The organism is Kitasatospora sp. NPDC089509 (genome assembly GCF_044749365.1).
Lineage (GTDB): Bacteria > Actinomycetota > Actinomycetes > Streptomycetales > Streptomycetaceae > Kitasatospora.
On the sequence record NZ_JBIVHS010000007.1, the window covers coordinates 315,551 to 336,172 of the forward strand.

26 protein-coding genes and 1 pseudogene are annotated in these 20,622 nt (G+C 73.1%); 13 read left to right on the forward strand and 14 right to left on the reverse strand.

Annotated elements, in window-relative coordinates; translation table 11 throughout:
- The first annotated feature begins 8 nt into the window (after positions 1 to 8).
- Both ACIP4P_RS18095 and ACIP4P_RS18100 read left to right on the forward strand, forming a co-directional pair.
- Positions 9 to 596 carry an RNA polymerase sigma factor gene (locus tag ACIP4P_RS18095; protein WP_400919534.1) on the forward strand — a complete coding sequence of 196 codons (588 nt, stop codon included), beginning with the start codon at positions 9 to 11 and terminating at the stop codon, positions 594 to 596.
- Positions 593 to 1,267, forward strand: a complete 675-nt coding sequence (locus tag ACIP4P_RS18100; RefSeq protein ID WP_400919536.1) for a hypothetical protein — start codon at positions 593 to 595, stop codon at positions 1,265 to 1,267. Before ACIP4P_RS18095 ends, ACIP4P_RS18100 begins: the two co-directional genes overlap by 4 nt.
- Before the next feature lie 72 nt (positions 1,268 to 1,339).
- On the opposite strand, the gene ACIP4P_RS18105 is transcribed toward ACIP4P_RS18100, so the two are convergent.
- Complete coding sequence (locus ACIP4P_RS18105) at positions 1,340 to 1,723, reverse strand: VOC family protein (protein ID WP_400919538.1); 384 nt, start codon at positions 1,721 to 1,723, stop codon at positions 1,340 to 1,342.
- A gap of 96 nt (positions 1,724 to 1,819) precedes the next feature.
- On the opposite strand from ACIP4P_RS18105, the gene ACIP4P_RS18110 reads away from it, so the two are divergent.
- Together ACIP4P_RS18110 and ACIP4P_RS18115 are read left to right on the forward strand one after the other, a co-directional pair.
- The gene (locus ACIP4P_RS18110; protein ID WP_400919540.1) at positions 1,820 to 2,545 is read left to right on the forward strand and encodes a hypothetical protein; all 726 of its coding nucleotides are present in this window, start codon (positions 1,820 to 1,822) and stop codon (positions 2,543 to 2,545) included.
- 89 nt (positions 2,546 to 2,634) lie between these two features.
- Positions 2,635 to 3,324, forward strand: coding sequence for an alpha/beta fold hydrolase (locus tag ACIP4P_RS18115; protein WP_400919542.1), 690 nt, complete (start codon positions 2,635 to 2,637; stop codon positions 3,322 to 3,324).
- Positions 3,325 to 3,358: 34 nt separating this feature from the next.
- On the opposite strand, the gene ACIP4P_RS18120 is transcribed toward ACIP4P_RS18115, so the two are convergent.
- The gene (locus tag ACIP4P_RS18120; protein ID WP_400919543.1) at positions 3,359 to 4,192 is read right to left on the reverse strand and encodes a ThuA domain-containing protein; all 834 of its coding nucleotides are present in this window, start codon (positions 4,190 to 4,192) and stop codon (positions 3,359 to 3,361) included.
- A gap of 356 nt (positions 4,193 to 4,548) precedes the next feature.
- Between ACIP4P_RS18120 and ACIP4P_RS18125 the strand changes: the two genes are divergently transcribed.
- Entirely contained in the window at positions 4,549 to 5,157 is a 609-nt protein-coding gene (locus ACIP4P_RS18125) for a hypothetical protein (RefSeq protein WP_400919545.1), read from the forward strand.
- A 16-nt stretch (positions 5,158 to 5,173) separates the two neighbouring features.
- On the opposite strand, the gene ACIP4P_RS18130 is transcribed toward ACIP4P_RS18125, so the two are convergent.
- Positions 5,174 to 6,088, reverse strand: coding sequence for a S41 family peptidase (locus ACIP4P_RS18130; protein WP_400919547.1), 915 nt, complete (start codon positions 6,086 to 6,088; stop codon positions 5,174 to 5,176).
- Between the two features lie 58 nt (positions 6,089 to 6,146).
- On the opposite strand from ACIP4P_RS18130, the gene ACIP4P_RS18135 reads away from it, so the two are divergent.
- Positions 6,147 to 6,683 carry an ArsR/SmtB family transcription factor gene (locus tag ACIP4P_RS18135; protein WP_400919549.1) on the forward strand — a complete coding sequence of 179 codons (537 nt, stop codon included), beginning with the start codon at positions 6,147 to 6,149 and terminating at the stop codon, positions 6,681 to 6,683.
- Positions 6,684 to 6,765: 82 nt separating this feature from the next.
- Here the strand turns inward: ACIP4P_RS18135 and ACIP4P_RS18140 are convergent, their stop codons facing one another.
- Both ACIP4P_RS18140 and ACIP4P_RS18145 read right to left on the reverse strand, forming a co-directional pair.
- Positions 6,766 to 7,227 (reverse strand): hypothetical protein, encoded by a 462-nt coding sequence (locus tag ACIP4P_RS18140; RefSeq protein ID WP_400919551.1) that lies wholly within the window; start codon positions 7,225 to 7,227, stop codon positions 6,766 to 6,768.
- Between the two features lie 176 nt (positions 7,228 to 7,403).
- Positions 7,404 to 8,711 (reverse strand): alpha/beta hydrolase family protein, encoded by a 1,308-nt coding sequence (locus ACIP4P_RS18145; RefSeq protein WP_400919553.1) that lies wholly within the window; start codon positions 8,709 to 8,711, stop codon positions 7,404 to 7,406.
- Between the two features lie 595 nt (positions 8,712 to 9,306).
- Between ACIP4P_RS18145 and ACIP4P_RS18150 the strand changes: the two genes are divergently transcribed.
- Both ACIP4P_RS18150 and ACIP4P_RS18155 read left to right on the forward strand, forming a co-directional pair.
- Positions 9,307 to 10,017, forward strand: coding sequence for a hypothetical protein (locus tag ACIP4P_RS18150; RefSeq protein WP_400919555.1), 711 nt, complete (start codon positions 9,307 to 9,309; stop codon positions 10,015 to 10,017).
- A gap of 117 nt (positions 10,018 to 10,134) precedes the next feature.
- The gene (locus tag ACIP4P_RS18155) at positions 10,135 to 11,106 is read left to right on the forward strand and encodes a zinc-binding dehydrogenase (protein ID WP_400919557.1); all 972 of its coding nucleotides are present in this window, start codon (positions 10,135 to 10,137) and stop codon (positions 11,104 to 11,106) included.
- A 45-nt stretch (positions 11,107 to 11,151) separates the two neighbouring features.
- Here the strand turns inward: ACIP4P_RS18155 and ACIP4P_RS18160 are convergent, their stop codons facing one another.
- The 3 genes from ACIP4P_RS18160 to ACIP4P_RS18170 all read right to left on the reverse strand — a co-directional run bounded on the left by ACIP4P_RS18160 (position 11,152) and on the right by ACIP4P_RS18170 (position 12,845).
- Positions 11,152 to 11,520: a hypothetical protein gene (locus ACIP4P_RS18160; RefSeq protein ID WP_400919558.1), complete on the reverse strand. Its 369-nt coding sequence runs from the start codon at positions 11,518 to 11,520 to the stop codon at positions 11,152 to 11,154.
- 88 nt (positions 11,521 to 11,608) lie between these two features.
- On the reverse strand, positions 11,609 to 12,145 hold the full coding sequence (locus ACIP4P_RS18165) for a GNAT family N-acetyltransferase (protein WP_400919559.1): 537 nt from the start codon (positions 12,143 to 12,145) through the stop codon (positions 11,609 to 11,611).
- Between the two features lie 232 nt (positions 12,146 to 12,377).
- Positions 12,378 to 12,845: an ATP-binding protein gene (locus tag ACIP4P_RS18170; RefSeq protein WP_400919561.1), complete on the reverse strand. Its 468-nt coding sequence runs from the start codon at positions 12,843 to 12,845 to the stop codon at positions 12,378 to 12,380.
- A 124-nt stretch (positions 12,846 to 12,969) separates the two neighbouring features.
- Here ACIP4P_RS18170 and ACIP4P_RS18175 point away from each other — a divergent pair, with 124 nt between their 5' ends.
- The 4 genes from ACIP4P_RS18175 to ACIP4P_RS18190 all read left to right on the forward strand — a co-directional run bounded on the left by ACIP4P_RS18175 (position 12,970) and on the right by ACIP4P_RS18190 (position 14,976).
- Positions 12,970 to 13,848, forward strand: coding sequence for a Scr1 family TA system antitoxin-like transcriptional regulator (locus ACIP4P_RS18175; protein ID WP_400919563.1), 879 nt, complete (start codon positions 12,970 to 12,972; stop codon positions 13,846 to 13,848).
- 2 nt (positions 13,849 to 13,850) lie between these two features.
- A complete protein-coding gene (locus ACIP4P_RS18180; protein WP_400919565.1) occupies positions 13,851 to 14,036 on the forward strand; it encodes a DUF397 domain-containing protein in 186 nt (61 codons plus the stop codon).
- Between the two features lie 63 nt (positions 14,037 to 14,099).
- Complete coding sequence (locus ACIP4P_RS18185; RefSeq protein WP_400919567.1) at positions 14,100 to 14,339, forward strand: DUF397 domain-containing protein; 240 nt, start codon at positions 14,100 to 14,102, stop codon at positions 14,337 to 14,339.
- 157 nt (positions 14,340 to 14,496) lie between these two features.
- Positions 14,497 to 14,976 (forward strand): RICIN domain-containing protein, encoded by a 480-nt coding sequence (locus tag ACIP4P_RS18190; RefSeq protein ID WP_400919569.1) that lies wholly within the window; start codon positions 14,497 to 14,499, stop codon positions 14,974 to 14,976.
- Positions 14,977 to 15,104: 128 nt separating this feature from the next.
- On the opposite strand, the gene gcvH is transcribed toward ACIP4P_RS18190, so the two are convergent.
- The 6 genes and pseudogenes from gcvH to ACIP4P_RS18220 all read right to left on the reverse strand — a co-directional run bounded on the left by gcvH (position 15,105) and on the right by ACIP4P_RS18220 (position 19,405).
- Positions 15,105 to 15,512 (reverse strand): glycine cleavage system protein GcvH, encoded by a 408-nt coding sequence (gcvH, locus tag ACIP4P_RS18195; protein WP_400919571.1) that lies wholly within the window; start codon positions 15,510 to 15,512, stop codon positions 15,105 to 15,107.
- A gap of 112 nt (positions 15,513 to 15,624) precedes the next feature.
- Positions 15,625 to 16,038 carry a DUF2690 domain-containing protein gene (locus ACIP4P_RS18200; RefSeq protein ID WP_400919572.1) on the reverse strand — a complete coding sequence of 138 codons (414 nt, stop codon included), beginning with the start codon at positions 16,036 to 16,038 and terminating at the stop codon, positions 15,625 to 15,627.
- Positions 16,039 to 16,178: 140 nt separating this feature from the next.
- On the reverse strand, positions 16,179 to 16,475 hold the full coding sequence (locus ACIP4P_RS18205; RefSeq protein ID WP_400919574.1) for a DUF1330 domain-containing protein: 297 nt from the start codon (positions 16,473 to 16,475) through the stop codon (positions 16,179 to 16,181).
- 210 nt (positions 16,476 to 16,685) lie between these two features.
- Entirely contained in the window at positions 16,686 to 17,345 is a 660-nt protein-coding gene (locus tag ACIP4P_RS18210) for a peptidoglycan-binding protein (protein WP_400919805.1), read from the reverse strand.
- Positions 17,328 to 17,597 (reverse strand): annotated as a pseudogene (locus ACIP4P_RS18215) (peptidoglycan-binding protein); the annotation flags it as partial. The pseudogene ACIP4P_RS18215 and the gene ACIP4P_RS18210, both read right to left, overlap by 18 nt.
- Positions 17,598 to 17,716: 119 nt before the next feature.
- On the reverse strand, positions 17,717 to 19,405 hold the full coding sequence (locus ACIP4P_RS18220; RefSeq protein WP_400919806.1) for a 2-isopropylmalate synthase: 1,689 nt from the start codon (positions 19,403 to 19,405) through the stop codon (positions 17,717 to 17,719).
- A 251-nt stretch (positions 19,406 to 19,656) separates the two neighbouring features.
- On the opposite strand from ACIP4P_RS18220, the gene ACIP4P_RS18225 reads away from it, so the two are divergent.
- Positions 19,657 to 20,346, forward strand: coding sequence for a FadR/GntR family transcriptional regulator (locus ACIP4P_RS18225; protein ID WP_350518531.1), 690 nt, complete (start codon positions 19,657 to 19,659; stop codon positions 20,344 to 20,346).
- Positions 20,347 to 20,622 lie beyond the last annotated feature (276 nt).

Genomic DNA, 20,622 nt, shown 5'->3' on the forward strand with positions numbered 1-20,622 from the left:
AGTCACCCGTGTCAGCGGAGCAACAAACGGCCCCACCCTCGCGCGACCCGGCGGCGTTCGCCGTCTTCTACCGGCAGCAGTTCGACACCGTGCTGGGCTTCGTCACCCGGCGCACCGACAGCCCGCACCTGGCCGCCGATCTGACGGCCGACGTCTTCCTGACCGCGCTGGAGCAGGCCGACGGCTACGACGCCCGCCGCGGCACGCCCGCCGCCTGGCTGTACGGCATCGCCCGCAACGTCGTGGCCTCGCACTTCCGCGGCAACGCCCGCGAACTCCACGCGGCGGCCAGGATCGGCGGCCGACGGATGCTGGACGACCAGGACGTCGCCGCGATCGAGGAACGCATCGACGCGGCCCGCGACGCCCGCGCCCTGGCCGCCCGGCACGCCGCCCTGTCCGAACCGCTGCGCGCGGTGCTCGACCTGGTGGCCGTCGACGGGCTGACCGTCCGCGACGCGGCCAAGGCGCTGGGCATCAACGCGGCCACCGCCCGGGTGCGGCTGCACCGCGCCCGCAACGAGCTGCGCAAGGCCGCCCCGCAGACCGGCACCGACTACGAGTCCGTGAACACCCTCCTGGAGGTCGCCCCGTGAGCACGCCCCTGAACTTCCAGCAGCGGCTCGGCGCCGAACTCACCGCCCGCGCCGCCGACCTGGCCACGGCCGAACGCCCCACCCCGGGCACCCCGGTCCCGTTCCGGCCGCGCCCCACCCGCAGGCTGCTGACGACCGGCCTCGGCCTGGCCGCCACCGTCACCGCGGCCGTCACGGCGGCCGTCCTGGTGCCGCAGGCCGACACCTCGCCGTCCGCCCAGGCCCCCCAGGCCGGGCCGACCGCGACCCGGTCCGCGGCGGGCGACGCCCCGACCCCGGTGCGGCTCAGCACCGCCTCCTACACGGTGACCCCGAACCAGGACGGCACCGTCTCCGTCCAACTGACCGGCGCCGAATGGTCCGGGCTCCAGGAGGCCCTGCGCTCGGTGGGGGTGCCCGCCCTGGTCATGAAGCCCTCGGCGTCCTGCCACACCCCGGTGACCACCGACAGCAGCCGGCTGGACGCGGTGATGTCGCTCGACCCCCGCAACGGTCGCATCGCGATCCTCCACCCCGCCGCCGTCCCGCCCGGCGAGCGCCTGCTGCTGCTCGACACCGCGCCCGAGGGCGCGCTCCACCCCGGGACGGTCAGCGCCCTGGACATCTCCCTGACCAAGGAGACCCCGGCCTGCTTCCCGCTGTCCCAGACCAACGTGGTCGGGGTGGGCTGACCCCGGCGGCCGCCGACCGCCGACCGCCGGGGCCCGGGTCCGTACCGGGCCGCGAGGAGACGCCCGCGGGCGTCAGGAACCCGTCGCGGCCCGGTCGGACTCGCTGCGCAGCACACAGAACTCATTGCCCTCGGGGTCGGCGAGGACGGCCCAGCCGGAGCCGTCGGGGTTGCGGCGGTCGGCGACCATGGTGGCGCCGAGGGCCAACAGGCGTTCCACCTCCCGCTCCCGGGTGTCCTCCGGGCGCAGGCACAGATGGATCCGGTTCTTGATCGTCTTGGGCTCGGGCACCTCGCTGAAGTACAGCACCGGCCCCTCCGCGAGCCGCACCGCCACCTCCCGGTCCCCCGGCCCGTCCTCCGGCCCCAACGGCCTGCCGGTCACCCTGCTCCAGAACTGCGCCAGCCCATAGGCATCCGCACAGTCGATCGCCACGTTCTGCACCACCGAAACCATGCGCCCGAGCCTCCCCGATTTCCACCCCCACCGCCACCGGCCCCACAGAGCCGCGCCCCGCCGCGCCCGGGATTCGGTAGCCGGTTGAATGCCTGGGTGACGAACTGGACGCAGGTGATGGACGCCCACGGGGAGACGGCGCGGGTGCCGGCGCTGCTGGAGCTGGTCGAACGGTCGGACGACCCAGCCGCCTGGGACGAGCTGGGAGACCGTCTCTGCCTCCATGGGGAGACCGTCTCCCCGGCCAGCTTCGCGGCCCTTCCCCGCCTCGCGGCGCTGGCCCCGCACCGAGACCGGGCCCTCGACCTGGCCTGCGCGATCATGCGCGGCGCCGTGCAGCACCACGGCGGCGATGCCCTGCTCGCGACCTGCACGGAGGCGATCGCCGCCCTGCGGGAACTCGCGGACCGGCGGCTCCGGTCCCGGCCGTCCGACTACCAGCGGGCCTTCGGCGACCTGCTCGCGCTCGCGGGCCAGTACCACTGGGCCGCCGCCATGGAGGGCTTCACCGACGACTTCTACCCCGTGCCGTGCCCCCGCTGCGACGCGGAGGTGATCGTCGCCATCGGCGAGCACGGCCACTACTCGGCGATCCGGGACTGGGACCGCGGCGACATCGACCGGCGCGCGCTGCGAACGGCGCCGGCGGAGGACCTGTCCGACCTCGGCCGGTGGCTGCACGCCACGGCCGTGCGCGACGGACAGCCCCGACTCGCCGAGGGCATCCGTCACCTGTTCGGGCGGGCGGAGTGCCCGCGCTGCGCAAGCGTGTTCGGCATCGCGGAGGCGTACACCCTCGCCAACCTCGCCCCCTCGTGGTGAGGCACCGGTTGTCGGTGCGGGGCGGTAGCTTGCGGTGGGTGAAGTGCCGTCGGTGGGCGGTGGGTTCCGGGTGACGGAGGTGGTGCACGGTGGCGACGTACGTGCTGGTCCACGGCGCGGCGGCGGATGCGTGGTGCTGGGGGCCGCTGGCCGCCGAGCTCCGGGGGCGGGGCCACGAGGTGGTGGCGCCGGACCTGCCGTGCGAGGACGAGTCGGCCGGGCTCGCCGAGTACGCGGACGCGGTGGTCGGTGCGGTCGGCGACCGGCGTGAACTCGTGGTCGTGGCGCACTCCTTCGGCGGCTTCACCGGCCCCCTGGTGTGCGACCGCCTGCCGGTGGACCTGCTGGTCATGCTGCAGGCGCAGATCCCGGCACCGGGCGAGGCCCCCGGCCGGTGGTGGGACGCCACGGGGTACGGGCCGGCCCGGCAGGAGGCCGACCGGCGCCGGGGCGTGCCCGAGGGCGCCGAGGAGGACCCGCTCTCCCTCTTCCTCCACGACACCCCGCCGGCCCTCGCCGCCGAGCTGCTGGCCGGGCACCAACGCACCCAGGCCGCAACGCCGTTCGGGGCCCCTTGGCCGCTGGACGCCTGGCCGGAGGTGCCGACCAGGGCCCTGCTGGCGACCGGTGACCGCTTCTTCCCGGCCGAGTTCATGCGCCGGGTGACGGCCGAGCGACTCGGCATCCGGTCGGACGAGATGCCCGGCGACCACCTCCCGATGCTCGGCCACCCCAAGGAGCTCGCCGAACGCCTGGAGGCCTATCGCACCGCCCTCTGACGGCACTCGCCGTGGCGCCCGTCGCCACCGCCGCTCACTGGCTGTCGTCCCCCGACCCGTCCCCCGGCTCGTCCGACGGACTGCAGTCCGCCTCGGCGGCCCCCGCCGCCACCCGGATCCCGCCGAGGAGCATCCCCCGGAAGGCCGGGTCGGCGTACGACTCGTCACCGTGTCCCATCGCGGTGTACCAGGACCGGCCGCCCTGGACGTCCTGGCACCAGGTGACGGGGTGGTCGCCCATCCGGTCGGGGCCCGCGTCGTAGCTGGTCTCGTCGACGGAGGCGAGGACGTGCACGGTGTTCCTGGGGTTGGTGCGGAAGTTGTACCACTCGTCCGTGCGGGTCCAGACGGCGGGCAGGTGGGCGGTGCTGGGGTTGTCGTGGTCCTCGACGATCACCCGGGCCTGGAACTGTCCGTGCGGGTGGCTCTTGAAGTAGGCGCCGACGACCTGGCCGTAGAACGGCCAGTCGAACTCGGTGTCGGAGGCGGAGTGGATGCCCGCGTAGCCGCCGCCGGCGTGGATGTAGCCCTCGAAGGCGGCCTTCTCGGGGTCGGTGAGGACGTTGCCACTGGTCAGGGCGAAGACGACGGCCCGGTAGTGGGCGAGGTTGGCCGGCGTGAAGACGCTGTCGTCCTCGGTGGCGTCGACCGCGAATCCGTGGGCGGCGCCGAGGTCCTTGATCGCCTGGACGGCGGTGGGGATCGAGGTGTGCCGGTAGGCGCCGGTCTTGGAGAAGACGAGCACCTTGAACTCGGCCCGGTGGTGCGCGGGTTGGGCCACCGCGGAGCCGGCGGGGCCCGCGGGGGCGATCAGGGCCAGCGCGGCGCCCAGGCCGAGCAGCGGCCGGAGCGATCGGAGGCGGGACATGCGGACTCCTCGGAAAGGCCCCGGAGCCCACGGGGGCGGGACTCCGGGGAGCATCGGATCGGCCGGTCCCGGCGGCACCTCCCCACCACGCGGGAGAGCACCGCGGCGGCCGCACCGGCCCAACTGGCCTGCGTCGTCGGGCGAGTTGCCCGGCAACCGTCAGGACCTCGCCGCCGGTCGATGACACTACCCCGCACATTCCCCGGGCCGGCCGTCCCCACCGTCCCCGGCGGGCCGCCGCCGCCACCCGTCGCAGCACCGATCCCGCAGGTGGCGGCGGCTGCCGGAGGACGGGACCGGCGACGACGGCAGAATCCGGTGCCGGTCAGGCAAGGACACCTGGGAGGCTGTCCGGCATGGATCCCGAGCCGCGCACCACCCCCTCCCGGCACCACGATCCGGGGGTCTCGTTGGCCCGGTTCACGGGCCGGATCCTCGTGGTCTGCCCGCGCTGCGGCGGCCGCGCCCTGGTGGTCCCCCGGCCGGGCGTCGCCGTGCCCCGGTACTACGGCGAGCTGCTGTTCCAGCCGCGCCGGCTGGCCTGCGGCGGGTGCGGCGCCGTCGCCGACCGGCAGCCCGAGGTGTCGGGGGCCGGGCTGGTGGGCGCGGTGCCGGGCGGGAGTGCGGACCCGTTCTTCCGGCGGCCGCTGTGGTTGCAGACCCGGTGCGCCGGTCGGGTCCTGTGGGCCTACGGCGAGGAGCACGTCGACGCGTTGTCCGCGCACGTCGGTGCGCGGCTGCGGGAGCGCGGCGGGGCACGGCCGACGGGGGCGATGTTCGCCCGGCTGCCGGCCTGGATGAAGCGGTCGGACCAGCGCGCGGAGGTGCTGGCGGGCCTGGCGACGCTGCGGGAGCTGGCCGGCCGGACGGCCCCCGGCGACCGCTCCGATGCCGCGTACGAGCGCGGCGACCACCCCCGCGCGCACCGGAGCCTGTACTTCCGGGGCGGCCCCTACGAGCCCTGACCAGGCCCGGCAGGCCTCACGCCAGGCGCGCCACGGCCAGCGACAGCGCGCGGTCGAGTGCCTCCCCCGCGTCGCACGGCACGTCGGGACGGACGCCGGTGCCCTCCCAGTTGGTGCCGGAGACCGGGTTGACCGCGCGGGCGACGGGCACGCTGAGCTCCAGGTGCGGGTGGACCGTCCAGCCGTCGCGCGGGTGGGCGCCGCCCCGGGTGGCCTCACCGACGGTCTCGGCGCGGCCGAGCTGCTGGAGGTCGTAGGCGAGTTCCTCGCCCGCGGAGAAGGTGTCCCCGCTGGTCAGCACGTACACCGGCTTGTCGGCGCCGAAGCGGGCACCCGGGACGTACGGGGGCGTCCAGGACTGCTCGGCGAGCTCCCCCTGTCGGGAGAGCAGGGTGTTGAGGTGGGTGCGGCCGTCGAGCAGGTAGCCGCAGACGAAGGCGACGGTGTTCGGGTCGCCGCCGGTGTTGCGGCGCAGGTCCAGGATGAGGGCGCGGGCGGGGGCGACCAGGGAGAGCGCCGCGGCCAGCGGCTGGGCGGCCCAGTCCAGCGGGAACATCTTGGGCCCGATCTCCAGGACGGCGACGCCGCCGTCGAGGAGTTCCACCCGGGGGACCCCGCCCAGCGAGGTGTCGAAGTCCCGCCGCATCGCGGCGAGCACCGCCGCGCCCCGCTCGGCCGGCACCGGTACGGCGTGGTGCTTGAGGGCCAGGTGCAGGTCACCGTTGACGGACCGCAGGTCCGCGGTGACGGCCTCGGCCAACTCCTCGGCGGAGTCGGCCCGGTAGCCGCCCTCGGTGTTCCGGCGCCGCAGCAGGTCGGCGAGTTGGCGGGCGACGTCGGGGAAGACGTAGTTCCCGGCGACCAGGTCGGCGATCGACTCGACGACGGCGACGGTGTCGAGCAGGGCGGCTGAGGGTGTGGTGGAGGTCATGGGCAGCGAGTAGACCAGCGGCTTGTCAAAGCGTCAATCACACTTAACGCTTGATCCGATGAGCCAACAACCGGTCGACGACGTCCAGCGGATCAGCACCCCCTCCCAGCACACCGCCCTCGCCCACCCGACGCGCCAGCGCCTGCTCTTCGCCCTGAGCAGCCGGCCGTCGACGATCAGCCGGCTCGCCGCGCAGCTGGGGGTGAACAAGGGCGGCGTCTCCCACCACCTCAGGGTGCTGTGCGAGGCGGGGCTGATCCAGGAGGCGGGAACCCGGCGGGTGCGCGGCGGCACCGAGAAGTACTACCGGCGGTCCGCCGAGCGGCTCGTCGTCGCCGACCCGCAGCCCGAGGGCACGGCGGCGCTGTTCGGCGCCGTGGCCCAGGAGTTGGAGCGCTCCCCGGTCGGCCACCTGCTCACCCTGCGCCACATCCGGCTCAGCCCGGCCAAGGCGGCGCGGCTCGCCAAGGCACTGGCCGCCCTGGTCGACGAGGCGGAGGAGGAGCCGGACGGCGAGCCGGTGCACGGCCTGCTGGTGACGCTCTACCAGCAGGCCGGGGCGCATGACCGGCCCGAGCGGAAGGAATCACCCTAGGCGCGGAACGGGCGACGCCGTACGGGTGCGAGGTGTGCCCGGGCATCGGCCGGTGCCCGGGCACACCTCGGTCAGGCGCAGGTCAGCAGTAGGCGTTGTTCGGGTCCCACCACGTGCCGCCGTCGGCGTAGTTGTGCATCGTGCCGGTCGCGTTGCATCCCGAGACCGTCGCCGAGGCCTCCCACGCGTCCGGGCTGGTGGAGTGGATGCCGACGTTGTACGAGTACACGTCCTTGGAGTTGGTGTCGCCGGTGTAGAAGCCGGCCTGCGTACCGTTGGACGCCCACATGAAGACCGTCACCGTCGCGTAGTTCGCCTGGAACGGTCCGGCCCACTGGAAGTGGCCGCGCGAGTTGCCGCAGCCGTCGTACTGCTGCTCGACCTGCCCGGCGTAGTTGCCGCCGATCGTGATGTTGCCCGGGCTGCCGATGTCGAACCAGCCGCAGGACTGCGTCGACTCCGGTGCGGCCGTGGCGACTCCGGCGGTGGTCAAGGCAAGTGCGGCGGCCGCAGTTGTCGCGGCGAGGGCATGGCGAAGGCGCATGAGCGCTCCCCCCGTGGTTGTTCCCGGCCGAGCGGCCGGGGCTCGGAGGGAAGCGTAGGAGCCGGGCCCGATGACACCGTAGACGTGTTCAGGCCAATACGGCCCGCACAGGGTGCCCCGAGGGCCGCCCATCCACCCGCCACGCGGCCTTCCCAGGTGAGCCGGGGTGCCGCCCGCTACCCCTCGTGCACCATCTCCGGGAAGCGCCCGGACGGGCCGTCCAGCAGGTGGTCGTCGTGGCCGCGCAGCCAGCGGTCGAAGAACGAGGCCACGTACGAGCGGGTGGCGAGCACCGCGCGGTCGGGGCGGACGTCGCCGATGTCCTGGGTCAGCTGGGTGCCGCTGATCGCGCCCTGGCGGGCGAGTTGGGGCAGCAGCGATTCGGAGTCGGTGTAGGAGCCGTGCCGGGAGCCCTTCAGGGTGAAGTCGGCGTGCCAGCCGGTGCTGTGCTGCCAGAGGGCGTCCCAGCCGGGCTGGTTGTGGTAGCTGCCGGAGTCGGATTCCTGGGTGCCCATGAGCAGGAACGGCCGGTCGAGGCCGTCCGCGGCGACGCTGGTCAGATTCACCCCCGTCTGCCCGTCCGGGCCCGGGAAGTGCAGTTGGCCGTCGAGGTTGACGGCGGCCTTGAGGCGCGGGTCGTCGTGCATGGTCTGGAGGGCGGCGGAACCGCCGCCGGAGTGGCCGACCATGCCGATCCGGTCGAGGTCGAGGGAGGCGCCGAGGCCGGCCGGCAGCCGCCGGTCGTCCCGCAGCCCGGCCAACTGGTCCAGCACGAACCGGGTGTCGTCGACCCGGGCCTGCAGCATCTTGCGCAGGAGGGCGCCGATGTCGGTGCCGGGGACCATCAGCGAGGGGATCACCGAGGTGGCCAACTCGCCGTCGGGGAAGGCGACCTCGGAGGCCTCGTAGGTGGCGTCGACGGTGACGACGACGTAGCCGCGCGAGGCGAGGTCCTCGACCAGTTCGGTGTTCCAGGTGCGCGGGTCGCCGAGGCCGGCCTCGTACAGCAGGACGGGCCGCTTGCCGTCGGGCGAACCGGACGAGCCGGGCAGGCCGGGCAACGCGGGCGCATCGGCGCGGGCGTGGGTGCGGATGCCCGCCCAGTCGGTGCGGCCGGGCTCGAAGAGGTGCTGGGTCTGCGCGACGCTGCCCGCGCTGCCGAAGTGCTCGGCGGCGGCGGGCACCATGTACGGCGCCCGGTCGGCGCCGGTGGCGGGCCGGGCGGTCGGGTACCAGAAGCTGATCATCAGCTTGCGGTGCTGCCCGGGCTGCCAGGGGTCGTCCCGGCCGTCGTCGGTGAGCTGCAGGGCCGTCGTGCCGACCGGGTACGGCCCGGTCGGTCGCGGCAGCGCGGCATGGGCCGATGACCCACCGCCCCGACCCGTTGTCGCATCCGCCATCGCGCCCGGCGCGCCGACCACCACGCCCAGGGTCACCGTCGCCGCCAGCAGCACCGCCGCCACGCCCCGTCCGCGCCTGCCCATCGCTGTTCCTCCTCGTTCCGGCGCGGTCCCGCGCCACGGCCACCGACGCTACGGGCGGGGTGCGGCCCGAGCCGTCATACCGGGGAGCCAAGTCGGCGCGTGGCACCCAGGTATGACGGGGTCTCGGGGTCCGTGACGCGCGGGGTGCGGGACGCCGTACGGGCGAAGATCAGCACCCCGCGCACGGCCGGTCACCAGCGGTGTTCGGTCGTACGAACCGGCTCGAACGCCCGGCCGAACCCCCGTGCGAAGCAAGGTCGGAGTCCGGTAGCGTGCACGAAGGAGTGCCGGGAAGCCTGGTCGGCGAGCAAGGGACAGTTGTGCCCGAAGGCCGGTCCGGGGGTGGTGTGCATGGCGCTCGACGCGAGGTCCGCCCCTGCGGCCGCCGACTCCGGCCCGCTCGCCGGAGGGCTTCGGCGGACTCCGAACCGATTCCGAGAACTGCGACACCGTCCGGCGTTCCGGCCGTCCGGTGCCGTCCGGCCCCGGAAGGGGCGGGGCGGCACGCCCCGGCGACGGCGACCAGGGCGGCCCGGCCACCCACCGGACCACGGGGAGAACCGTCATGACCCACCGTCCCTCAGCATCGACCCGCGTGGGCGGCGCACTGCTCGCCGTGACGGCGCTCGCCCCGGCGGCGGTCGCCTGGTACCTGCTCGCCGTGATGCTGCCGAACGACACCGAGCGGTACCGCGCGTACACGACCGCGGCGACCTGCCCGGCCGACAGCCCGGGCGCGACGGTCGAGGAGTGCGTGCGGACCGTGCCGTTCACCGTCAACGGCACCGTCGTCCACAGGGCGGGCAAGAGCTCCGAGTTCCGGGCGACGCTGGACGGTGCACCGTACTGGAGCGGCGAGACGGGGTTCGGCGACGCCGGGCCGGTGCTGGAGGGTCTGAAGCCCGGTGACCGGGTGGACGGCACGGTGTGGCGCGGACAGGTGATGCGCCTGGAGAAGGCCGGCGTCACCCAGGCCACCTACGACGCACCGCGCGACGAGGTGCAGTTCACCGCCGGGGTGGGCACCCTCGCCGCGCTGGTCGCGGTGTTCACCGCCGCCCTGGGCGCGATGCACTTCACCGGCCGCCCCGGCGTACCCGCCCTGGCCCGGCCGCTCTTCCTCCTGACGCTGGTCATCTGCGCCGCGCCCGCCGTGCTCGCGTTCTGGGCCGGCCTGCCGTGGTGGACGGTGCCGGCCGTGGCCGTCCCGGTCGCGCTGCTCGCGGCTAGGGCGCTGCTGCGCCACCACGAAGCGAAGCTCCCTGCGGGCTCGCCGACACCCCTGGACGGCCGACTGCCCGCCTGACGCCCCGACCGTCGACGCCCGGCCGGGCCCGACGATCAAGGGTTGACCTCAAGCCGACTTGAGGTCGAAGAATCCCTGACGTCGGAGTCGCCGACACCAGAACAGGGAGTGATCAGCATGCGGTCGGTGCAGGCAGTGCGTTTCGGGGGCCCGGAGGTGCTGGTTCCGGGCGAGGCGCCGGAGCCGGTGGTCGGACCGGGGCAGGTGCTGGTCGAGGTGTCCGTCGTGGGCATCACATTCGTCGAGACCCGGATCCGTCGCGGCGTCGACCGGTGGCACGCCAAGCCCGAACTGCCGTACGTGCCGGGCGGGATGGTGGCCGGCCGGGTGAGCGCGGTCGGCGCCGGGACGGATCCGGGCTGGCTCGGTCGGCCCGTGCTGGCCGACGCCGGGGCGACGGGTGCCTTCGCCGAGCGGGTGGCGGCCGAGGCGGAGGGCCTGATCCCGGTGCCCGAAGGGCTGGACCTGCGCGCGGCCGCCGCCCTGCACACGGACGGCAGCACCGCGACCGGCCTGGTCGCGGGGGCCCGGATCGCCCCCGGGGACTGGGTGCTGGTGGAGGCGGCGGCCGGCGGGGTCGGCAGCCTGCTGGTCCAGCTGGCGCGGGTGGCCGGGGCCAGGGTCATCGGGCTGGCCCGCGGGGCGCGCAAGCTCGACCTGATCCGCAGCCTGGGAGCAGACGCGGCGGTCGACTACTCCGCACCGGACTGGCCCGAGCAGGTCCGCCGGGCGACCGGCGGCGCGGGGGTCGACGTCGTCTTCGACGGCGTGGGCGGGGAGATCGGCCGGGCCGCGTTCGAACTGACGGCCCGCCACGGCCGGTTCTCCGTGCACGGCGCCGCCAGCGGCGGGCTGACGGCGATCGAGCCCGAGGAGGCACGGAAGAACGAAGTAGAGGTGATCGGGATCGAGCAGCTCTACGGGTTCCGCCCCCGGATGCACGAGTGGGCCGAACAGGTGATGGCGGAGGCGGTCGCGGGCCGGGTCCGGCCGGTCATCGGCCAGACCTTCCCGCTGGAGCGGGCCGCCGACGCCCACGCCGCGATCGAGGGCCGGACGGCCCTGGGCAAGACCCTGCTCCTGATCTGACCGCCGATCACGGGCCCGCCGCCCGGGACTCCCCCACGTGTCGCCTCACCCCCCGGGACGCGCGCCGCCCGGATCCGCGGGCAGGGCGTAGCCCTCGCCCTCGTCCCACGGGAGGTCGAGGTCGTCCAGGTGCACGTGCCAGTCCGCGCCCGGCAGAGCGCGTCGCAACTCCGTGACGGAGCTCAGCACCTGGGCGATCACCGGCAGCACCCGGGCGGGGTCGAGCGGAATCCTGGTGGACCCGGCCACGACCTCCTCCGGTTCGCCACCGGCGGTGTCGTACAGGTGGAGCCCGTCCTCGTCCTCGTAGGGGAAGGACGACCTGTGCGCGGCGACGATGCGCTCGACAGCGGCCGTCTCGGCGGGCGTGATCGCCGCCGCCCGGCTCGCGCGGTAGTAGAGGGAGATGCTCACGGCGCGAGCGTAGCGAGGTGGTCGGACAGGCCCGCCGGGCGTGATCGCGAGGACTGGCGTCCCTGACCGGCCGTCGAAGAGGCACGCTTCAGTCGCCGAGGATGCGCTCCCACAGCAGACCGTCGTGCCACCGCCCGTCGAGGTGGATCGAGGAGTGGGCGACGCCGTACGGGGTGAAGCCGTTGCGGCGCAGGACGCGTTGGGAGGCGATGTTCTCCAGGTGGGTGCCGGCCTCGACGCGGTGCAGGCCGAGTTCGTCGGTCATCAGCGCGAGCGCGAGGGCGACGGCCCGTCCGGCGTGCCCCTGGCCCTCGGCGGTGGTGGCGATCCAGTAGCCGAGGGAGGCCCGGCGCACATGGGGTTGGGGCAGGATGCCGGTGACGGTGATCTGCCCGATCACCTGGCCGTCCTGGTCGAGTACCACGCACGGCCAGGCGGTGCCGGCCCGGTGGCCGTCCAGAAGGCGGTGGATCCGCTCCAACTGACCGTCCGCCGTGAAGAATTCCGGGGGCTGGGCCGGTTCGTACCGGCGGAAGGCCTCGGCGTCGATGTCGCGCGCCCGGTGCGCGGCGATCGGGACGGCGTCGGCGGGCTCGATCAGGCGGATTCGGGTGCGGCTCTGCATGGGACGGCAGGCTACACGCGACGAGGAGTGGGAAGTCGGCCGGACCGACTTCCCACTCCTCGTGCGTTACGGGGTGGCAGTGGGGCTCGAAGTGGGTTGGGGGGTGGCGTGATTGGGGTGGTGACGGTGGTGCGCGGTGAGGGGGTAGGCCCAGACCAGCAGAGCGATGAGGAGCGCGAAGGGGAGGATCGTGCAGAGCATCGCGCCGCCCGGGGCCGCGCTATCGCGGGGTTCAGGAAGCATCGAGGGCAGCGGGGGCGGTGAGGTCGAGTTCGGCCCAGACGGTCTTGGAGTTGGGACTACGCGGGATGGTGCCCCAGCGGTCGCAGAGCGCGTCGATGAGGGTGAGGCCGCGCCCGGACTGGGAGTTGGGGCTGTGGGTGGTGGGGAGGACGGGCAGCTTGTCGCCCCGGCAGTCGCTGATCTCGATCCGCAGGGTGGTGCCCCGGCGCACGGTGGTGGTGAGGGCGAGGTGCAGCTCGAACCCGCGCCCCGGAACGCGTCCGTGCGTGATCGCGTTCGCGGCCAGCTCCGCGACGATCAAGAGCGCCGAGTAGAAGGGCTCGGTGTGCGTCGAGTTCAGTCCCCAGGTGGTGAGTTGACGCCTGGCGAGGCGTCGGCACGTCGCGGCGCCCTTGGGGGTGGCGGGGAGCGTGGTGGTGTGGGGGCGGGGTCTGTCGAGGGGGATTTCGGTCGTCATGGCGAAAAGCGTGACGGGACGGACGTACCCTGACCATGGGGATGACGGACACTCAGAGTGTCTGTATGGGTGCGGACAGTTCGCCGGGTGGGTCGCCCGGATTAATCGATCGAAAGGGCGGGTGATGGCTGTGAGCGGCGTCGAGCGCACGGTCTTCGAGGACGACGAGCCGGTGGAGGACTTCGACGGGGTCGCGGAGTTCTACAGCGCGGTGGGAAAGCTGATCAAGCTGTTCCGGGAGCGGGCGGGGCTCACCCAGAAGGAGCTGGCCAAGCTCACCGGGTACAGCGAGGCCCAGATCGGCGCGATGGAACGGGGCGTCCGGACGGCGAGGATCGAGTTCCTGACGGCCGCCGAGGGCGTCCTCAACGCGGGTGGCGCGCTGAGGGTGGTCGCGGACGACGTGATGAAGGCCAAGGTCCGGCTGGCTGCACGGAACCCTGCATTCAACAAGGACTTCACGCAGGAAGAAGCGAAGGCCTTGGAGATCCACGAGTACTGCATGTTCGCCATCCCCGGTCTTCTCCAGACCGAAGCGCACGCCAGAGCGCTGTACGAGATGCGTAGGCCCTGGCTCTCAGTGGAGCAGGTCGAGAAGTGGGTGGCCGCGCGAATGGCACGCCAGGAGATCTTGACCAAGTGGCCCCTGCCGGTCATGAGCTGGGTGCTGGACGAGAGCACCTTGAGGCGGCCGCTAGGGGATCCGGACACTTACCGTGACCAGCTTCGCCACCTGCTCAAGGTGGCTGAGATCCGAGGCGTAGAACTCCAAGTGATGCCGCTCGGCAAGGCCCAGAACGCTGGCATGGGCGGGCCCTTCACTCTCCTCACCCCGCCCGGGCGTCCCCAGATCGCGTACGTGGAAATCCAACACGTAAATAGGCTGATCACCGACCCCGAGGAAGTCCGTAAGATGGCGGCACGATACGGCACCCTCCGGGCGCAGGCGCTCGATATGAGGGAGTCCCTGGCCTTGATCGAGACGATCTTGGGAGAGCGGTGAACATGTCCGAGCTGACGTGGTTCAAGAGCAGCTACAGCACCAATGAAGGTGCCCAGTGCGTCGAGGTCGCCGAGACACCCGGTGTCGTCCACGTGCGTGACTCCAAGGACAAGAGCGGCCCCCAGCTGGCCTTCGAGCCGGCCGCGTGGAAGGCGTTCGTGACGTTCGCCGCCACCGCCGAGGTCTGACCGACCTCTTCTCAACGGCCCACCGCCTACCGGGCGGCGGGCCGTTGGCGTACCGTCAAAAGCATGCAGCCTGCCTGGTTCAAGAGCAGCCACAGCACCAACGAGGACGCGAACTGCGTCGAGGTCGCCTGGCGCAAGAGCAGCTACAGCACCAACGAGGGCGCCCAGTGCGTCGAGGTCGCCGAGACCACCACCGCCGTCCTCGTTCGTGACTCCAAGGACAAGAGCGGCCCCCACCTCACCTTCACCCCCGCCGCCTGGGAGGCCTTCGTGGCCTTCGCCGCGACCGCCACCACGACCTGAGCCCGACGGTCCACCGCAGCTGAGCTTTCCCAGTGAAACCCCGAACCAGTTGGCCTACCCTCATCGAGTCGCCTACAAACGACCTCTCTCGCCGACCTAGCTTCAGGGCCGAGCGGGCCACATCGGGCCCGCTGACACCCCGAATCTAGGAGAAGCAGTGCGCCTCAGCCACAAGGCCGTCGCGACCATCGCGGCAGCCGTCTCCTTCACCGGCCTCGCCGTCATGAACGGCACCACGGCCTCGGCCGCCGTCCCGGTCACCGGATCCCTCCAGGTCCAGAGCGACAGCAGCAACCTGGACGAGTACCTCGGGAACGACGTCTGGACCCGCGACCCCAACCTCACCTGGCAGATCTGGACGCTCACTCCCCTCGGTGACGGCACCTACACCATCAAGGGCAGCCACTGGGGCAAGTGCGTCACGACCAACGGGCCCGGCAAGGTCGTCGTCCAGCGGGCCTGCAACGCGAACGACCTCGCCCAGCGGTGGTACGTCGAGCTGGGCGCCAATGCGACCGCCATCGCCAGCGCGAAGTACGAGGACTACGTCCTCCAGGCGAACGGCGTGGACCAGGCCGTGACCACCGAGCTGTCGCTCGGCTTCTCGAACCAGCAGTGGACCCTCTACCAGAAGTAGCGGCCCTCCCCCACCGGCCCGCCGCGCACCAGCGGCGGGCCGGACCGGTGCCCGTCCCCCGTCACACCGCCCCGAACGGACTGTCGATCACGTAGCGCCACCGCCCGTCCGACCCCCGCCGGCCGGCCTCAGTCGAGGAGCTTCGCATAGGCGGCGGCGTCGAGGAGGTGGTCCGTGGTCGCGCCCTTGGCCAGCTTGATCCTGAACAGCCAGGCGTCGTACGGGTCGCCGTTCACGTCCTCCGGCGCGTCCGCCACGTCCTGGTTGACGGCGACGACCTCGCCGGTGAGCGGGGTGTAGATGTCGGAGGCCGCCTTGACGGACTCCACCACCCCGATCGCGTCACCGGCCTCGAACCGGGAGCCGACCTTGGGAAGCTCCAGGAAGACGATGTCGCCCAGGGTCTTCTGGGCGTGATCGGTGAGGCCGACCGACAAGGTGCCGTCGTCCTCCTTCTGCACCCACTCGTGCGATTCTGTGTACTTGAGGTACTTGGGGATGTTCGACACGTCGATCTCCGATTCGTTCAGTGACACATCGCCACCTAGCGCTTACCGTCGATCACTATGGCAGTCGTCGCCCCCGATGCCCGCTCACGGCGCGGCCCCCGTCGGGCGGAGCGCTCGACGGGGGCCGCGGTGCGGTCGGCTAGTACCAGCCGGTCTGGTGGGTCCCGTTGGTGCCGTTGGAGTGGGCCTGCGACTGGATGTCCTTGTCGTTGACCATCGCGGACCAGGTGTTGCCGCCCCCGTAGTTGGTGGTGCCGTAGTCCCAGTAGTCGCCCTGGTGGTTGCGGATCGACACGGACTCGCCGGGGACGGCGTGCTGGTCCCGCGCCCAGGCGGCCCGGCAGGACGGGCTGTAGCGCAGCTCCAGCGGGCCGTCGGTGAGCACGGTGACGGCGTCGTTGGCGCAGGTGGTGGTGGCCGGGTCCAGGCCGGTGCAGCTGCTCGCGTAGCAGCTGGTGGCGGCGGAGGCCGGGACCGCGGCGAGCACCGCTCCGGACATCGCCAGGGCCAGGGTGGCGCCGACGGTGGCGGCCTTGCGGGTGAGGGAACGCACGGAGTCCTCCGAAACGATGGGGCGGTGGGGCGATGGATGAACGCCCTCACTCTCGGGCCCCGCCGCACCGTCCCTCCACCGTCCCGCCGTTCCCGGGACGGGTCCGGCCCGTCCCGGGAAGCGGCCGGCGAACCGACGCCTCAGAGCGCGGGCACGATCATCGCCGTGAACGGGACGGTGGCCGCGAGGCGCTCCTCCAGCAGCTCGCGGTAAGCCTCCGACTCGTAGACGGCGCGGGCCTGTTCGGCGTCGGCGAAGCGCAGCACCACGGTGTGGGTGCCGCCGGGCGGGCGGCCGCCCTCGCCCAGGTGGACGGTCCGGTCGGTGCTGGCGACCAGCTCGCCCGGGCCCAGCAGGACGGGGGTGGCGGCCTGGCGGTAGGCGTCCAGGCGCCGGGGGTCGGTGACGTCGTAGTTCAGGATGAGCAGGGCGGACACGGAGGCTCCTCGTCGACCGGAACTGACCGGAACTGGGCGGAACTTACCGGGCCGACCGGCCGACCGGGGCGGGCGGCCCGGTGATCAGTGTCGGCCACCCGGAGGCCGGATCCGAAGCCGGGTACCCGGGGGCGACGAACGCCAACGGGGCAGGGCCCGCCGGAGGTGTCCGGCGGGCCCTGCCCTGGTGCACTGCGGTTGCCGCGGGCGTCAGTTCAGGAAGGTGACGTCCCAGTGGCTGCCCTCGTTGGCGTAGATGTTGCCGGAGGGGGCGGTCCACAGGTCGGCGCCGTCACCGCGGGTGCCGCTGTGGGTGAAGGTGCCGTGGATGTAGTCGGTCAGGCAGCCCGACATGGCGAAGTCCATCTTGTAACCGGTGCCGTGGCTGTAGGTGCCGCTGGCGTGGCCGGTCTCGGTGCCGCCGGTGATGTTCAGCGCGCAGCCGCCGACGGCGTGCTTGAGGTTGATGGCACCGTTGACGGTGGTGCGGCGGATGCCGTCGAAGGAGGTGCAGCTGCTGCTGTTGCGGTCGGAGCAGTTGCCCGAGGAGGACCAGGTGATGCCGGCGCCGGAGAGCATGGAGGCGGCCTGCGACTGGGTCAGGGTGTCACTGCCACCGCCGCCGGTGCTGCCGCCGCCACCGAGCAGGGCGCCCCAGGTCGCCGGGCCGACGATGCCGTCGACCGGGTTCAGGCCGGCGGACTGCTGGAAGCTGCGGACCTTGCCGTCGGTGCCGTCGCCGAAGGCGCCGTCCACGGCGAGGCCGGCGCCGTGGGCGTTCAGCTGGACCTGGAGCGCCTTGACGGCGTCGCCGTTGTCGCCCTTGCGAACGGTGACGATCAGCTTGGACCAGGTGTCCCCGCCGACGATGCCGTCGACCGGGTTCAGGTTGTTCGAGCTCTGGAAGCTCTTGACCTTGTCCTCGGTGCCCGGGCCGAAGGCGCCGTCGACGGACAGCCCGGCGCCGTGGGCGTTCAGCAGGTACTGGACCGTGGACACGTTGTCGCCGTGGTCGCCGTTGCGGACGAGCGGCCAGCTCGCGGCCTGGGCGGCGGGGGCGACGAGCAGTGCCGCGAGTATCGCGGCGAACATCGCGGCGACGATGGCCGGGATGCGCTTCATGAGGTTTCCTCACTGACGGACGGCGCGCGGGGCGCAGGAGAGGGAAGCGGCGGCCGCGACGGCGGTTCGACCGCGAGCGGCCGCTGTCGGGAGACGCTAGGAGGCACACGGACGTCCCGCTAGCGTCCCCGCTTCCCAAGCCGTCCCTGGGACGCGGCGGCCCCGGCGGGTTCCGCCCGCGCGGCCGCCCGCTCCGCGGCGCTGAGCACCGCCCGGATGCCCGCCGTGAGCACCGAGGCGTCCCGTCCGGCGCCCCAGACCACGGCGCCGCCGACCCGCGCCTCGACGTAGGCGACCGCGTCCGCGCCCGAACCCGGGCCGACGGCGTGCTCGTTGAAGGAGAGGATCTCCACCCCGACCGCGTCCGCCACCGCGGCCACTGGTCCGGCGCCGGTGCCAGGGCGGCCGTCCACCTCGGCCCGGTCCTCGCCGGCCCGGTCCTCGCCGACCCGCCAGACCCGCTCCGCCCCCGGGTCCAGGTACTCGGCGCGGAACAGCCCGTACAGTTCCTCCCCGGTCACCTCGCGCCCGCTGTCGTCGGTCGCCTCCTGCACCACCCGGGCGAACTCGATCTGCAGCCGCCGGGGCAGCTCCAGCCCGGCGCCGGTCTGCAGCAGGTAGGCGATGCCGCCCTTGCCGGACTGGCTGTTGACCCGGATCACCGCCTCGTAGTCGCGGCCCAGGTCGGCCGGGTCGATCGGCAGGTAGGGCACCGACCAGGGCGCCTCGCGCTCGGGCAGGCCGAGGTCGGCGGCCGTCTCGGCGTGCCGGGCGAAGCCCTTCCTGATGGCGTCCTGGTGGGTGCCGGAGAAGGCGGTGTGCACCAGGTCGCCGACGTACGGGTGCCGCTCGTGCACGGGCAGCCGGTTGCAGTGCTCGACGGTGCGGCGGATCTCGTCGATGTCGGAGAGGTCGAGCATCGGGTCGACGCCCTGGGTGTGCAGGTTGAGTGCCAGGGTGACCAGGTCGACGTTGCCGGTCCGCTCCCCGTTGCCGAACAGGCAGCCCTCGACCCGCTGGGCGCCCGCCAGCACGGCGAGTTCGGCGCAGGCGACGCCGGTGCCGCGGTCGTTGTGCGGGTGGACGGAGAGGATGACGGAGTCGCGGCGCTCCAGGTGGCGGTCGAGGTACTCGATCTGGTCGGCGTAGACGTTGGGGGTGGCGATCTCGACGGTGGCGGGCAGGTTGTGGACGACCGGCCGGTCGGGGCTCGCGTCCCAGAGCGTGCTGAGGCCGTTGCAGACCTCCAGCACGTAGTCCGGCTCGGTCAGGTTGAACACCTCGGGCGAGAACTGGAAGCGCAGGCCGTCCCGGCCCTCCCCGAGCCGGGCCATCCGCTCGGCGGCCGCGGTGATCAGCGCCCGCAGCTCGGCCCGGTCCTTGCCGAGGACGACCTCGCGCCAGAGCGGGGCGGTGGCGGTGTAGAGGTGGACGACGACGTTGGGCAGGCCCTCGACGGCCTCGAAGGTGCGGTCGATGAGGTCGGCCCGGGCGGCGGTGAAGACGACGACGGTGACGTCCGCGGGCAGGGCTTCGGGGTGCTCGGCGAGGCGGCGGACGAAGTCGAAGTCGGTGCGGCTGGCGGAGGGGTAGCCGACCTCGATCTCCTTGAAGCCCATGGCCAGGAAGAGGTCGAACATCCGCTGCTTGCGTGCCGGGTCCATCGGCTCGGCGAGCGCCTGGTTGCCGTCGCGCAGGTCGACGGGCACCCAGAGCGGGGCGCGCTCGATCCGGCGGCCGGGCCAGCGGCGCAGCAGCGCGGGGACGTGCACCCGCTCGTGGGCGGGGCGGTAGCGGTGGGAGGGCATGGCGCCGCCGCGCTGGGGGTTCCAGGCGGGGGCGTCGGCCGGGACGGGGCCGGCGGGGGCGTGCAGGGTCGGGAATCGCACGGGGCTGTCCTCATGACGGGAGGCCGGGGACCGGCAGGACGGCGCCCCGCAGCGGGGTGCCGGTCAGGTCACGCCCCGCTGCGGCCACCAAGAAGGAGGGCGCTCCACGGCTTCATGCCGGGTAGAGTAGCCAGAAGAGAAGTCCTCAGACAACCCGACAGGTGACGACGATGCCCGCCCTCCGCCCCTCCCCCCTCGCCGAACAGGCCGCCGCGCAGATCGAGGAGCGGATCCGGTCCGGCGAGTGGCCGGTCGGCGGCAAGCTGCCCGGCGAGGTGGCGCTCGCCAAGGAGCTGGGCGTCGGCCGCTCGACCGTCCGGGAGGCGCTGCGCACCCTCGCCGCGGCCGGGATGGTGCACGCCCGGCAGGGCTCCGGGGTGTTCGTGACCGCCGACCGCCCGAGCACCGGGGACGACTGGGCCACCCGGCTGCGGGCCGCCGAGCTGGCGCACATCTACGAGGTGCGGACCATGGTCGAGGTGCAGGCCGCCCGACTGGCCGCCGAGCGCCGCACGGCCGCCGACCTCGCCGCCGTGGACGCCGCGCTGGCCGCGCGCCGGGCCGCCGGCGGGGCGAAGGACAAGGACTTCGTCGAGGCCGACATCGCCCTGCACACGGCGATCGTGGCCGCCGCCCACAACCCCGTCCTGGATGACCTGTTCGCCCAGTTCGCCCCGATCCTGCGGGAGCACCTGGTCGAGCTGGTCGGCCTGTTCGGGCTGCGCGAGGGCGACCCGAACCAGGGCTACGACACCCACGCCGAGCTGGTGCGGGCGCTGCACGCGGGCGATCCGGCGGAGGCCGGGCGGGTGCTGGCGGCGGAGCTGGAGGCGACCCGGGCCCGACTGCTGGCCTCCTGAGGGCCGCTCAGGAGGCCGGCAGTCGGGCAAGCGGGGACGGGCGGCCGGGCGGACGGGGACGGGCTGCCGGGGCGTCACACAGTTTTCACACCGAGTCCATCCAGCGGCTGCGGGCCACCCCGAGGATGGAACGGGCACGGCTGGAAGCGGGTGCTTCGAGCACAAACGGTCAACGTGCGGGTGACATTGTGTCCGGTTCGTGCCCAAGTACCACCTAGGCAGCGAACGGGCTTTCACTCCAATCACACGATATGACTAGTATCGCTTCGTCAAAAG